Source organism: Cyanobium sp. Candia 9D4 (assembly GCF_024346155.1).
Lineage (GTDB): Bacteria > Cyanobacteriota > Cyanobacteriia > PCC-6307 > Cyanobiaceae > Cyanobium > Cyanobium minutissimum.
Genome location: NZ_JAGQCK010000003.1, coordinates 106415 through 119205 on the forward strand (window position 1 = coordinate 106415; position 12791 = coordinate 119205).

At 71.8% G+C, this 12791-nt stretch carries 11 protein-coding genes; 7 read left to right on the plus strand and 4 right to left on the minus strand.

Annotation, left to right across the window (positions count from 1 at the left end):
- Window position 1: 1 nt before the first annotated feature.
- Window positions 2-1699, minus strand: coding sequence for a YdiU family protein (locus KBZ08_RS08785; RefSeq protein ID WP_254972456.1), 1698 nt, complete (start codon window positions 1697-1699; stop codon window positions 2-4).
- 229 nt (window positions 1700-1928) lie between these two features.
- On the opposite strand from KBZ08_RS08785, the gene KBZ08_RS08790 reads away from it, so the two are divergent.
- Both KBZ08_RS08790 and KBZ08_RS08795 read left to right on the plus strand, forming a co-directional pair.
- Window positions 1929-2135 carry a type II toxin-antitoxin system HicB family antitoxin gene (locus KBZ08_RS08790; protein WP_254972457.1) on the plus strand — a complete coding sequence of 69 codons (207 nt, stop codon included), beginning with the start codon at window positions 1929-1931 and terminating at the stop codon, window positions 2133-2135.
- Entirely contained in the window at window positions 2128-2343 is a 216-nt protein-coding gene (locus tag KBZ08_RS08795) for a type II toxin-antitoxin system HicA family toxin (RefSeq protein WP_254972458.1), read from the plus strand. The genes KBZ08_RS08790 and KBZ08_RS08795 overlap by 8 nt, the downstream gene beginning before the upstream one ends.
- 77 nt (window positions 2344-2420) lie before the next feature.
- On the opposite strand, the gene KBZ08_RS08800 is transcribed toward KBZ08_RS08795, so the two are convergent.
- Entirely contained in the window at window positions 2421-3980 is a 1560-nt protein-coding gene (locus KBZ08_RS08800; RefSeq protein WP_254972459.1) for an FAD-dependent monooxygenase, read from the minus strand.
- Window positions 3981-4113: 133 nt separating this feature from the next.
- Here KBZ08_RS08800 and KBZ08_RS08805 point away from each other — a divergent pair, with 133 nt between their 5' ends.
- A complete protein-coding gene (locus tag KBZ08_RS08805; protein ID WP_254972460.1) occupies window positions 4114-4722 on the plus strand; it encodes a hypothetical protein in 609 nt (202 codons plus the stop codon).
- On the opposite strand, the gene KBZ08_RS08810 is transcribed toward KBZ08_RS08805, so the two are convergent.
- Window positions 4694-5956 carry a serine hydrolase gene (locus KBZ08_RS08810; protein ID WP_254972747.1) on the minus strand — a complete coding sequence of 421 codons (1263 nt, stop codon included), beginning with the start codon at window positions 5954-5956 and terminating at the stop codon, window positions 4694-4696. The two genes, KBZ08_RS08805 and KBZ08_RS08810, sit on opposite strands and share 29 nt — an antisense overlap.
- Window positions 5957-6046: 90 nt before the next feature.
- Between KBZ08_RS08810 and KBZ08_RS08815 the strand changes: the two genes are divergently transcribed.
- The gene (locus KBZ08_RS08815) at window positions 6047-6640 is read left to right on the plus strand and encodes a hypothetical protein (protein ID WP_254972461.1); all 594 of its coding nucleotides are present in this window, start codon (window positions 6047-6049) and stop codon (window positions 6638-6640) included.
- A 6-nt stretch (window positions 6641-6646) separates the two neighbouring features.
- Here the strand turns inward: KBZ08_RS08815 and KBZ08_RS08820 are convergent, their stop codons facing one another.
- Window positions 6647-7198: a PadR family transcriptional regulator gene (locus KBZ08_RS08820; RefSeq protein ID WP_106221716.1), complete on the minus strand. Its 552-nt coding sequence runs from the start codon at window positions 7196-7198 to the stop codon at window positions 6647-6649.
- 150 nt (window positions 7199-7348) lie between these two features.
- Here KBZ08_RS08820 and KBZ08_RS08825 point away from each other — a divergent pair, with 150 nt between their 5' ends.
- Genes KBZ08_RS08825 through KBZ08_RS08835 form a run of 3 tightly spaced genes read left to right on the plus strand, consistent with a single transcriptional unit; the run spans window position 7349 to window position 12756 of the window.
- Entirely contained in the window at window positions 7349-8563 is a 1215-nt protein-coding gene (locus KBZ08_RS08825) for an efflux RND transporter periplasmic adaptor subunit (RefSeq protein ID WP_254972462.1), read from the plus strand.
- Complete coding sequence (locus KBZ08_RS08830; protein WP_254972463.1) at window positions 8563-11679, plus strand: efflux RND transporter permease subunit; 3117 nt, start codon at window positions 8563-8565, stop codon at window positions 11677-11679. Before KBZ08_RS08825 ends, KBZ08_RS08830 begins: the two co-directional genes overlap by 1 nt.
- Before the next feature lie 24 nt (window positions 11680-11703).
- Window positions 11704-12756 carry a metallophosphoesterase gene (locus KBZ08_RS08835; protein WP_254972464.1) on the plus strand — a complete coding sequence of 351 codons (1053 nt, stop codon included), beginning with the start codon at window positions 11704-11706 and terminating at the stop codon, window positions 12754-12756.
- Window positions 12757-12791: the final 35 nt, after the last annotated feature.

The following is a 12791-nucleotide window of genomic DNA, read 5'->3' on the forward strand; positions in this document are numbered from 1 at the left end:
TTCAGGACGAACAGCTGTAGTGGGACACCCCACCGGCGTTGAAGAACTCCCTGGGCTTCAGACGGTCATAGGTCGCCGCCAGCTCCGCCGGCAGCGCGTCGTAGGGATGGCGGAACACCTCCTGCAGCTCCCTGACCAGGCCGTAATCACCCTGCGCCGCCTGTTCATAGGCCGGGGCGATCAGCCACTCACGCCAGGTGATGGCCGGGTTGACGCGTTGCATTGCGGCGGCTGTCTCGCGGGGGTCTCCGCTGCTCGTCACCTGATGCCGCCAGCGCTGCAGCCACTGCGTCCACTGCCCATCGAGCTCCTCTGAGCAGGGCAGGTAGAAGCTCTCCTGCAGGGCCGAAACCTGCTCGGGGATCTCCGACAGCCTGCGGAAGAAGATCGTGTAGTCGGCCTTGGAGGCCACCATCAGCTGCAGCAGCTCCTGCACCAGCTCGGCGTCGTGGGTGATCAGGCCGAGCTTGCTGGCCCACATCGCGTCGAGCGCCTGGCCCATCGCTTCTGCAAAGCCGTCGCGGATCCCATCCAGCCTTGCCAGCGCCTCGGTGTTGCCCTCGAGCAGGGGCCGCAGGGAGGCCCAGAACATCTGGAAGTTGGCTTCAGCGGCCACCGGTTGGTTGAAGAAGGAGAAATGCTGGCCGCCGCCGGTCCAGGGCTGGAAGCGGGGGTCGAACAGCTCGCAGAAGCCGAAGGGGCCGTAGTCGAGGGTGTAGCCGCCGGCGGCGCAGTTGTCGCTGTTGAAATTGCCCTGGCAGTAGCCCACCCGCATCCAGTTCGCCACCAGGGACGTGAGCCGTCCGCGGAACAACCCCGCCAGTTCCACCACCTGGTCGCTGAACTCCAGCGCAGGATCGATCTCCTGCCGGTAGTTGCGCTCGATCAGGTGCGCCACGATCATCCGCAGTTCGTTCAGCGCCTCCGGATGGGCACCGCTGCGGGCGCGGCGGGCGAACAGCTCCAGCTGGCCGACCCGCAGGAAGGACGGGGCTACCCGGGTGGTGATCGCCGCCGGATTGTCCACCAGGATGTCGGGATCGAACGAGCGGGAGTTCGCCGAATACCAGGGCCGGCGCACGGTTTCCGATCGGGACACATAGAGCGTCAGCGAGCGGGAGGTGGGCACCCCCAGGGCGTGCATCAACTCCTGCGCCAGAAACTCGCGCACGCTGGAGCGCAGTACGGCGCGGCCATCGGCGCCGCGGCAGTAGGGCGTCGGGCCGCCGCCCTTGAGTTGCATCTCCCAGCGCCGGCCATTGAGAACGCCTTCGAACACGGAAATGGCCCGGCCATCGCCGTAGCCGTTGCCGGTGCCGAACGGGCACTGCTGGATGTATTCGCTGCCGTAGATCGAGAGGGCATAACCGGTGGCCCAGCCATAGGGCCGCATCGGCTCCTGCGCCGCCGTGATGTCGCCGGAGAACAGTCGGCGGAACGCTTCGTCGTGGGCCAGCCCATCGCCGAGGCCCAGCTCGGCGAAGAGGGTGTGGCTGTGCGCCACGAGCTCCGGCTCCGGCAGCGGGGTGGGTGTCACCGGCACGAAATGGCCGGAGAACACCTGGCGGGGTCGGTGATCCTGGCCATCCGCTGTGGCCTGGGGATCCGGCCGCAATCCATCCAGCAGCGAGTAGTCGGCCCGCTGGGCGAACGCCGCGAAGGTGGTGGTCGGCACGGTGGTGGGCGCTGCTGTCGGCACGGCTGTCTGCACGAATCTCTGTCGCTGAGGTCACCATCCTGGCGAGGCTGTCGCCATCAGTGGCGACGCTGCGGCCATCACGCCGGTTACGCAGTAGCGGGTGCGGCTTTGCCACGTGTCTTCGCGGGCGACGCGAGCCATGAAGTGGAGAGGCCGAGGGCGATCCACTGGCGGTATGGGGGCCGCAAGGGCCAGGGGCCGCCAGACTGGGATCACTGCACCTGGGCCGATGGAACTCACCGCCGTACTCACACCTGCAGAGGAAGGCGGGTATGTGGCCTTCAACCCTGAAACGGGCACCACAACGGAGGGGGAATCCATCGAGGAAGCCCTCGCCAACCTGCGCGAAGCCACCGCGCTCTATCTGGAGGAGTTCCCCGCCGTGATCAAGGGCCACCCTCTGGTGACCCTTTTCAGCGTTCCGGCGCATGCCTAAGCTCCCGCACGTTTCCGGTCGGGACATCATTCGCACACTGGAGCTCCTGGGATTTGAGGCCGTTCGCCAGAACGGCAGCCATGTGGTGATGCGTTGCGGCAGCCGCGGCTGCGTCGTTCCTCTTCACAAATCAGTCAAGATCGTCACTCTGGCTGGCCTGCTGAGGCAGGCGAAGGTGGATGTGAGCGAGTTTCTCGATCGTCTCTGAACCGGATCGCGTCAACTTGAACTGAGGCCTTGACGGACCTGATGTTGATCACCATGAACAAGCACCAGGTCCCCGCCTCAGCGGCCCAACACCAGCCCCCCATACCGCCGCACCGCGCTGCGGTGATCGGTGTCGGCCCTCAGGCCGATGAAGCCATCCGGCCGCACCGCCAGCAGGGTGAGGGGGCCCAGGCCCAGGCTGGACGGCTCCTCCAACCGCACGGGCACCACCGCCTCCACCAGCGCCGGCGGCAGCGAGCCGGCGGCCCGCTCGGCCTCCAGCTCGGCCTGCAGGCCGGCGTGGGCCTGGGGGGGCGCTTCGGGGCCGGCCAGCAGCAACAGCGTGTGGCCGCAGCGGTGGGTAAGCGCGTGCAGCCGATCCGCGCTGGCCCCGGGCGGCAGCGCGATCGTGGTGGACAACCGCTGTTCGGCACCAAAGGGCTGGCCCTCCCCGCCGCCGAGGGTGATCGCCGAGCCGGCGTAGCTGACGTTCATCTCGGTTTCCGCCACCACCTCCTGCTGGCGGGCCACCGGATTGGCGAGCATGGCGGCGATCGCCCGGTCGCGGGCGGCGCGCTCCGCGGGCTCCTGCAGCCCATGGGCCTGCTCGGTGGCATCGCCGGAACGGCAGATCGCCTGCGCCACCGGACGGCGCTCCTGCTCGTAGCTGTCCAGCAGGGCGGGGTCAGCGGCGCCGTGGTGCACCAGGGCCAGCTTCCAGGCCAGGTTGGCGGCATCGTGCAGCCCGCAGTTCATGCCATGCCCCTCGGCCGGGGAGCAGACGTGGGCGGCATCGCCGGCCAGGAACACCGGCCCGGCGCGGAAGGCGCTGGCCACCCGGCTGTGGCAATGGAAGCGGCTGGGGTTCTCCACCCCGGCAAAGCGGGCCTGCGGCAGGTAGCGCTGCAGCACGGCGGCGGCCTCGGCCACCAGGTCCCCCTCCTCGGCTTCGGGCCGCAGGTACACCCGCCAGCGCTCCTCGGGCAGGGCCGTGAGGATCAGGGGCGAGGCGTCCAGATAGGCCGCGTTGACCTCGTGACTGTCGATCCAGCCCTCCACCGCCGCATCGAACACGGCCCAGGGGCGGCTGATGCCATGGCCCACAAAGTCGAGGCCGCTCAGCGCACGGGTGGTGCTGCGCAGGCCGTCGCAGCCCACCACCCAGCGGGCCTGCACGGCGTGCTCCTGCTCACCGCAGGCCACCGTGGCGGTCACCCCGTCCCCATGGGCCTCCAGAGCCACCAGCCGGCAGGAGCGCTGCACCGCGCCGCCCTGGCTCTCGAGATGGTCCGTGAGGATGGTTTCGGTCACCTCTTCGGAGAGGCCGAGGTTGAAGCCGTAGCGGCTGCCGCAGTCGGCCAGATCCAGTTCCCCCAGCCGCTGGCCATCGGCGTGGATGAGGATCCGCCGCTGCCGGCAGCCGGCCTCGAGAAACCGGTCCACCAGCCCCAGCGCCTCGAAGATCTCCAGCGAGAGGGGGTGGATCACCGTGGCCCGGTCCCAGTGCAGGGCCTCGGCCCGGGCGTCGATCAGCAGGTTGGGAACGCCGCGGCGCTGCAGCTCCCCTGCCAGCAGAAGGCCGGTGGGACCGGCTCCCACCACGAGCACGCTGGTCTGGTGGGGAAGGGATGACGGCATGGCGCCCGGGGGGGTCGAGCTGGCGCGGGCCAGTGCCGGGCACACTAAACACACCCCAGGCAGTGTCATGCGTCTGCGCTGCAGGAAACGACCGGGCCTTGCGGGGGGTCGCTCCCTGGCCACCGCCACGCCCATGGGCCTGGCCGCCGCCCTGGTGCTGGGTGCGGCAGCGGGGCAGGCGGCACCCAACGGCACCTGGCTGTCCCAGCCCCAGATCTGGTACTACGCCTCCCGGCAGTCGCTGGACAGTGTGATGGCCGACATCCGTGGCAGCGACTTCAAGGTGGTGTTCCTCGACGTCCGCAAGGTGTCGGAGACGATGCAGCGAGAGGCGGCCCAGGCGGCCCGCCGCCAGGGCCTGATGCCCGTGGTGTGGGTCCAGTCCCCCCAGTACCGGGGGTTGCGGATCGACGAGCTGGTGGCCGAAGCCCGCCACGGCGACGGGATCCAGGTGGACGACCACTTCTTTGCCCACTACTCCCTGGAGGACTTCTACCTGCTGCGTCGGCTGTACCCCAAGCCCATCTTCTGCAGCATCCAGCCGTTCCAGGCCAGCCTGGTGCCCACGGCGGGCTGCAACCAGCTCGATGTGCAGTGCTACAGCGCCAAACAGTTCCAGCCGTGCCTCAAGCTGGCCGACCGGCTCGGCGCCGTGGTGAGTCTTTCGAGCGAGAACACCCTCAGGTACCGGAGCCAGCTGGGCGACCGCTCCTTCAACACCTTTCTCTGGCAGGGGCCCTGACGGGCGGGGCGTCCTGCGGCGCCAGATAGGCGCCGATCGCGCGGAAGATGTCATCGGCGGCATTGCAGTAGTCCCCGTTGGCATCAAAGGCCCCTTCGTCGAAGGTGACCGCCACCGCCACCGCGATCTTCCGGGAGGGCAGGTAGGCCATCACCCCGGCCTGCCCGGAGAACAGCGGGTTCTGCAGCAGCCAGGGGCCCGAGAGGACGATCCCGATCCCGTAGGTGTAGAAGTCGCCCAGGGTGGCGCAGGTGGCACAGCCCTCGATCGGCCGGCCGAAGCCCCGCAGCGTCGGAGCGATCTGCAGCCGGTGGCTCTGGGGCGACAGCAGCCGTCCCGTGCCGATCGCCTCGGCGGAGGTGGCCATGTCGTGGATGGTGGTGAACTGCACCGCCCCGCGGGTGATCGTCCACGACGGATTCCAGTAGGTCGACTCCTCGTAGAAGCGCGTGCCCGCCGGGATGCCGAGGCCTTGGCGCCGTTCCGACGAGAAGGCGTGCAGCACTGGCGGCGCGATCACGGGGGTGCCGCCGGGGTCCCGGGTGTTGCGGAGCTTCAGGGGCCCGAGGATCCGCTCCTGCATCAGCACCGGCATCGTCTGGCCCGTGATCCGCTCCAGCGCCAGGCCCAGCAGGAGGTAGTTCGTGTGGGCGTAGTTCCAGCTCGTGCCGGGCTCGTACCAGAGCGTCTTCAGGTCCGCGTAGGCGAGCAGCTCCTGCACGGAGAACTGGCGGAACGGGTTCTCGAGCAGCGTCTTCTCGAACGCGGCGTTGCCGATCACGTAGTCGCGGTAGCCGGAGGTCATCCGGGCGAGCTGGCCGAGCGTGACCCTCTCCGCGTTCGGAATCTCCGGGAGCCACCTCGCGAGCTTGTCATCGAGGCTCACCCTATTCTCGTCGACCAGCTGCAGCAGCAGCGTCGCCACATAGGAGATGGCGATCGCACCGTTGCGGACGTGCATGTCCTCCGTGGCGGGCACGCCCGTCATCGACTCGCCCATTGCCTCGGTGACCACCTCCTTGCCGTCGATCGTGACGCGCACGATCACCGCCCTCAGGTGGTCGTCGGCCATCCGCTGACGAACGATCCGCAGGATGCCGGCCGCCTGGGGTGAGACCGTCGGCGGGGCCCCGTCAGCGGTCCCGGCCTGAACGGGGCCCGCTCCGCCCAGGCAACCCGCCAGGAGGGCTCCCAGGACCCGTCGTCCCTGTGGGGCGAACCAGCGACCATCCACACTGGCTCGCTCAGCAAGCGGCAACGCTACGCGCCCTGGCGCCTGCCGTCCCCGGTGAGCTTCCTACCCTGCCCCTGGTTGCGACGTGCCATGCCCAGCCCCCATGGCCTGCGTCGCTGGGCCGCCCCGCTGCTGGTGGCTGTTGCGCTGGGTGGAGCGATGGCCACGCCCGCGGCAGCCGGCCCGCCGGCCACCCCTCTGACGCTCACCTTTGCCGGTCAGACCTACCGGCTGCGCTGGTCGTCCCAGCACCAGCACGAGTTCACCCCGGCGGGGCAGGACGACCTCAGCCGCTGGACGGACATGGTCACCATCAACACCTACCCCGGGGTGAGCGATGGGGATGGGCTGGCCGAGATGGCCAACCGGGCCCTCGGCAACTACCGGCGCCACGGGGCCACGGTGCTGCGCACGGCCTCGATTCCCCGCACCGCCGAGCGAGCTGCCGAGCACCTGGTTGTGGCCCTCTTCCCCACCCGGACGTTCAGCGAGGCCGTCTTCGCCCGCTGGCGCCTGGCGGACGGCCGTGGCACCGCCGTGATCGTCAGCCACCGCATTTATGGCCCGAAGACGGGGGACGCCATGGCGGCCTGGTTGCAGGCGAATGGGCCTGCCGTGGAGCGCCGCCTCATGGCCTTCGATCAGGTTCCCTCCCACCGCGTCCTCGAGCCCGCCGGCCCCTGAGCACCCCTACGGCTCCGCTGGCGGTGGCTGCCCCTCCAGGAAGGCGATCACCTCATCGCACCAGCGGATCCACTCCTGCTCGAACAGGATGCCCCGCCGCAGGGTGAGGTAGCGGTACTGCTCCTGCAGCGGCAGCGCCGGATGGCAGCGGACCAGGGCCTCCTTCTCCTGGTAGGAGGCGAGCTGGCCGGCGTGGACGGCGCGGCGGCGGCGCACCTCCGCCAGCAGCTGGGCCGGGTCGGTGTAGGGGCCGCCCAGCACCTTCACCAGCAGGTCCTCGCGGATGGGGGTGGGCTGGGCGGGCTCGGCGGCCCAGTGGCGCAGTTCCTCCCGGCCCGCCTCGGTGATGGCATACACCTTGCGGTCCGGCTTGCCCTGCTGGGGCACCACCTGGCAGCGGACCCAGCCGTTGGCCTCGATCCGGGCCAGCTCCCGGTAGATCTGCTGCTGGCTGGCGGTCCAGTAGCAGGCCATCGTCTCCTCGAACTGCTTGCTGATGTCGTAGCCGCTGGCGTCCTTCTCGCAGAGCACCGTGAGGATCGTGTGCGCCAGGGCCATGGCAGGGAGGGGACGTCACGTCGGCGCGGGAGTTGATCCTGACCCAGCCATCGCCGGGTCCGGTTGGCCTGCCCAACAAGTTGTGCATACACTTTGGCGCATACCCAATCTGTTGCATAACAACTTGGGTCCCGCCGCCGCCCTCCCCCCATGGATTCCGCCACTGCGACGCCACCGGCGACGCCGTCAGCGCTGGCCAGCGCCCTGCGGCGGATCCGCTGGGGCCGGCCCGCCGCCTGGGGTCCGCCCCTCGCGATCGCCGCGGCCGGCGCCGGACTCGCCGTCGCCGTCGTGGCGTTGTCCCGGCGTCCCCGCCCCCCCGCCGCCCGCCCCCTGCCGGTGGCGGTGGTGACCGCCCAGCCGGTGAGCCAGTTCCTCACCAGCCGCGACTACACCGGTGAGGTGGTAGCCGGCCGCAGCAGCAGCCTCGGCTTCGAGCTGCCCGGCACCCTCGAGCGGGTGCTGGTGGAGGAGGGGGACCGGGTGGTGGCCGGCCAGCCGTTGGCCCACCTCGATCGCCGCCGGCTCCGGGCCCAGCGCCAGCAGTCCCTGGCCCAGCGGGATGTGGCGGCGGCCGCCGTGGAGGAGGTGCGTCAGCAGCTGATCCTGGCGGAGCTGCAGCGCGACCGCCGCCGGCAGCTCCATGCCCAGGGGGCGATCTCCCGCGAGGACCTCGACCAGCAGATCCACGGCAGCGCCGCCCTGCGCAGCCGCCTGGTCCAGGCCGAAGGCCAGGTCGAGGAGGCCGAGGCCCGCCTGCGCCAGATCGATGTCGACCTGGCCCGCAGCGTGCTGGTGGCCCCCTTCGACGGCACGGTGAGCCGGCGGCGGCTCGATGAGGGGGTGGTGGTGAGCGGCGGCCAGGCGCTGATCACCCTGGTGGAGTCCGCCCCCCTGGAGCTGCGGGTGGGGGTCCCCCCCGACGCCGCCCGGGGCCTGCGGCCGGGGCAGCGCCATCCCGTGCGCATCGGCGATCGCCGCCTGCAGGCCACCGTCAGCGCCCTGCTGCCGGAACTCGATGCCGGCAGCCGCACCGCCACGGTGGTGCTGAGGCTGCCGGCCGAGGATCTGCCGGTGGGGGCCACGGCCCGCCTCAGCCTGCGGCGCAGCGAGACGGGCGCCGGCTTCTGGCTGCCCACCACCGCCCTGGTGGCCGCCGAACGGGGGCTGTGGTCGGTGTACGTGATGGGCCCCGCCGGCCCCTCGCAGGAGCAGGGCCGCCAGGTGGTCCGGCGCCTGGTGGAGCCGTTGCACAGCGAAGGCGACCGCTCCCTCGTGCGCGGCACCCTGCGCCCGGGCGACCGGGTGATCGCCGCCGGCACCCACCGGGTCGTGCCCGGGGTCCGGGTGACGGAGGCGCCCTGATGTTCGACATCTTTCACCGCAACCGCCAGCTGCAGCTGCTCACCCTGCTGCTGGTGGTGGTCTGGGGGCTGTCGGCCCTGCTCACCCTGCCGCGGCTGGAGGACCCCCTGATCACCCAGCGCAACGCCCTGGTGGTGACCGCCCTGCCGGGGGCCACCCCGGAGCGGGTCGAGTCCCTCGTCACCGAACCCCTCGAGGAGGCCCTGCTCGAGCTGGAGGAGGTGGACCATCTCGACTCCACCTCCTCCACCGGCACCTCGGTGATCGCCGTGAGCCTCAAGGAGTCGATCCGCCAGGTGGCGCCGGTGTGGGGCAAGGTGCGCAGCAAGATCGACGACGCCACCCCCGACCTGCCGCCGGAGGCCACCGACCCGGAGTTCCGCGACGGCAACATCGGCGCCAGCGCCCTGATCGTCGGCCTCACATGGGAGCTCGACACCCCCCCCAACCTGGGCCTGCTGACCCGGCTGGCCGACGACCTGGCCAGCCGCCTGCGCGCCCTCCCCGGCACCGACCGGGTGGAGCTCAGCGGCGAACCGGAGGAGGAGATCCGGGTGGAGATCGGCGCCCGGGAGCTGGCCCGGCTCGGCCTCACCCCGGGCGCGCTCGCCGAACGGATCGCCGCCAGCGACGCCAAGGAGGCCGCGGGCCAGGTGCGGGGCCCCCGCAGCGAGCTGCTGCTGGAGGTGGATGGCGCCCTCGACTCCCTGGAGCGCATCCGCGCCATCCCCCTGCAGACCGGCGCCGATGGGGCCGGCGCCCGCCTGGGACAGGTGGCCGCCGTCAGCCGCGGGGTGCGCCAGCCCGCCGCCCGCCTGGCCCTGGTGGGGGGCCGACCGGCCGTGGTGGTGTCGGCCACGGTGGCCTCCGGCTCCCGGGTCGACCTGTGGGCCCGCCAGGCCCGCGCCCAGCTCGACGCGGTGCGAGCCACCCTGCCCGCGGGCCTGGGGCTGCACACCGTGCTCGACCAGAGCCGCTACGTGCAGGAGCGTCTCGACGGCGTGATCGGCAACCTGATCACCGGCTCGCTGCTGGTGGTGGCGGTGTCGGTGCTGATGCTCGGCGGCCGGGCCGCCCTGGTGGTGGGGGCGGCCCTGCCCCTGTCGGCCCTGATGGTGTTCGGCTGGATGCGGGTGCTGGAGGTGCCCCTGCACCAGATGTCGGCCACCGGCCTGGTGATCGCCCTCGGGCTGCTGATTGACAACGCCATCGTGGTGGTGGATGAGGTGCAGCAGCGGCTCCGCACCGGCGACAGCCCCTCGGCGGCGGTGCGTCGCTCCGTGCAGTACCTGCTGGTGCCGCTGCTGGCCTCTACCCTCACCACCGTGCTGGCCTTCGTGCCCATCGCCACCTCACCGGGGGCCACCGGGGAGTTCATCGGCACGATCGGGCTCACCGTGATCCTGGCCCTGGCCAGCTCCCTGTTCCTCTCCCTCACCGTGATCCCGGCCCTCACCGCCCGGCTGCAGCCCTGGCAGCCCCTGGGGCCGGGCTTGCGCTGGTGGGAGCAGGGGATCAGCCCGGCCCTCCTCGACCGCCCCTACCGCCGCTCCCTGCTCCAGACCCTGCGCCATCCCGGGCGGGGCGTGGCCCTGTCGCTGCTGCTGCCGCTGCTCGGGTTTCTGGCCTTCGGCAGCCTCGAGCAGCAGTTCTTCCCGCCCACCAACCGCGACCAGTTCCAGATCGAGCTGCGGCTGCCCCAGCAGAGCGCCCTGGAGCGCACCGAGGCCCTGGCGATGGCGGTGCGGCAGCGGATCCGTCAGGACGCCCACGTCGATGACGTGCACTGGTTTCTCGGCGAGAGCGCCCCGCCGTTCTTCTACAACGTGATCGCCTCCGAGGAGAACGCGCCGCACTACGCCCAGGGCCTGGTGCAGCTGCGGGGGGCCGAAGGGGTGCGGCCCACGATCCGCTCCCTCCAGCAGGCGCTGGATCGGGAGTTCCCCGAGGCCCAGATCCTGGTGAAGCAGCTGGAGCAGGGGCCCCCCTTCGAGGCGCCGATCGAGCTGCGGCTGGAGGGGGCCGATCTGGAGCAGCTGCGCCGCACCGGCGACGAGCTGCGCCGCCGCCTGGCCCAGCTCGAGCTCGTGACCCACACCGCCGCCAGCCTGAGCGAGGCCGTGCCCCGTCTGGCCCTGGCGGTGGACGAGGAGCAGGCCCGGCGCAGCGGCCTCGACAACCGCGCCATCGCCCGCCAGCTCCAGGGGGGCCTGGAGGGCAGCGTCGGCGGCTCGATCCTGGAGGGGGTCACCACGGTGCCGGTGCGGGTGCGGGTGGCCGAAGCCCAGCGCAGCGATCTGGCACAGGTGGCCTCCCTGGATCTGGTGGCACCCGGCAGCGGTGCACCCATTCCCCTGGGGGCCCTGGCCGGGCTGCGGCTCGAGCCGGAGCTGGCCGCGATCGAACGGCGCGACGGCCAGCGCATCAACACCGTGCAGGCCTTCCTGGCGGCCGGGGCGCTGCCGGAATCGGTGCTGCAGGACTTGCGCCGCCAGCTGGAGCGGCAGGGCTGGCAGCTGCCGGCCGGGGTGAGCCTGGCCTACGGCGGCGAGGCCGATGCCCGCGGCGAGGCGGTCGCCAACCTGCTCTCCACGGTGGGGGTGCTGGCGATCCTGATGACCGCCACCCTGGTGCTCTCCTTCCGCTCCTTCCGGATGGCTGCCCTGATCGCCTCAGTGGCGCTGCTGTCGGTGGGGCTGGCGGCCCTGGCCCTGAGGCTCAGCGGATCACCCTTCGGCTTCACCGCCATCCTCGGCACCCTCGGGCTGATCGGGCTGGCGGTGAACGACTCGATCGTGGTGCTCACCGCCATCCGCACCGATCCGCTGGCCCGCAGCGGTGATCCGGCCGCCACCGCCGCGGTGGTGGAGCACGCCACCCGCCATGTGCTCGCCACCACGATCACCACCGTGGTCGGCTTCCTGCCCCTGATGCTCGATGCCTCAGGTTTCTGGCCGCCGCTGGCGATCGCCGTGTCCGGCGGCCTGGTGGGGGCCACGGCCCTGGCCCTGTACTACGTGCCGGCTGCCCACGGTCTGCTGGCACGGGCCGGACGGGCGCCATCGGGGACCCTGGCGTCGGCTGCCGGCGCCTGGCCCGCTGAGGGTCCATCCTGAGCATCGGATCGCTCCGTTGCCGCCATGCCGCCGACCCTGGGCCGTCGCCAGGTGCTCACGCTCTCCGGCCTCGCCCTGGGGGCGGGGCTCTGGCAGGCAAACCGGCCAGCCCGGGCCCTCGCCGAAGGCCTGGCCGCCTCCGGCCTGGTGGCCCCGCCCCGCGGTGGCACCCGCCTGGTGCTGATCAGCGACCTCAACGCCGCCTACGGCTCCACCACCTACATCGCCGAGGTGCACCGCGGCGTGGCCCTGATCCCCTCGCTGCAACCGGATCTGGTGATCTGCGCCGGCGACATGGTGGCGGGCCAGAAGGCGGGGCTCGGGCGGCAGCGGCTGGCCGCCATGTGGGCGGGCTTCGACCGCAGCGTTCTGGGCCCGCTGCGCCGAGCCGGCCTGCCCTTCGCCCCGGCGATGGGCAACCACGACGCCTCCGGCGCCCGCTCCGGCGGCCGCTTCCTCTTCGAGGACGACCGCCGCGAGGCTTCCCGCTTCTGGCGGGCGCGCCGCGACGCCCTGGGCCTGACGTTCGTCGACAGCGGCGACTTTCCCTTCCACTACGCCATCCGCCAGAAGGAGGCGTTCGTGCTGGTGTGGGACGCCTCCAGCGCAACGGTGCCAGCGGAGCAGCTGCGCTGGGCGGAGCGGGTCCTGGCGGGCCCCGCCGCCCGCTCCGCCGGCCGGCGCCTGGTGGTGGGCCACCTGCCGCTGCGGGCCGTGAGCCAGGGCCGCGACCGGCCGGGGGAGGTGCTGGCCCAGCCGGCGGCCCTGCAGCAGTTGCTGGAGCGCCAAGGGGTGGAGGCCTACGTGAGCGGCCATCAGCACGCCTACTTCCCCGCCCGCCTGGGGCGGCTGGATCTGTTCCACCTCGGGGCCATGGGCAGCGGCCCCCGCCGGCTGCTGGGCCAGGCCACCAACCCCTTCCAGACCCTCACGCTGCTGGATCTGGTCGGCAGCCCGCCCCGACTCGTGGACACCAGCGTCGATCTGCGCACCCTGCGGCGCATCGACCCCAGCCGGCTGCCCCGCACCCTCAGCGATGCCGCCGGCCGGGTCCTGCCCCGGCGCCCCGACGGGTGAGCGGCGGGCCCGACGCCGGCGGATCTATCGTCCCC

Bases quoted from the DNA above. Each gene is read 5' to 3' on its own strand.
- KBZ08_RS08790 (WP_254972457.1), top strand. From the start codon at position 1,929: ATGGAACTCACCGCCGTACTCACACCTGCAGAGGAAGGCGGGTATGTG.
- KBZ08_RS08795 (WP_254972458.1), top strand. From the start codon at position 2,128: ATGCCTAAGCTCCCGCACGTTTCCGGTCGGGACATCATTCGCACACTG.
- KBZ08_RS08800 (WP_254972459.1), bottom strand. From the start codon at position 3,980: ATGCCGTCATCCCTTCCCCACCAGACCAGCGTGCTCGTGGTGGGAGCC.
- KBZ08_RS08805 (WP_254972460.1), top strand. From the start codon at position 4,114: ATGGGCCTGGCCGCCGCCCTGGTGCTGGGTGCGGCAGCGGGGCAGGCG.
- KBZ08_RS08815 (WP_254972461.1), top strand. From the start codon at position 6,047: ATGCCCAGCCCCCATGGCCTGCGTCGCTGGGCCGCCCCGCTGCTGGTG.
- KBZ08_RS08820 (WP_106221716.1), bottom strand. From the start codon at position 7,198: ATGGCCCTGGCGCACACGATCCTCACGGTGCTCTGCGAGAAGGACGCC.
- KBZ08_RS08825 (WP_254972462.1), top strand. From the start codon at position 7,349: ATGGATTCCGCCACTGCGACGCCACCGGCGACGCCGTCAGCGCTGGCC.
- KBZ08_RS08830 (WP_254972463.1), top strand. From the start codon at position 8,563: ATGTTCGACATCTTTCACCGCAACCGCCAGCTGCAGCTGCTCACCCTG.
- KBZ08_RS08835 (WP_254972464.1), top strand. From the start codon at position 11,704: ATGCCGCCGACCCTGGGCCGTCGCCAGGTGCTCACGCTCTCCGGCCTC.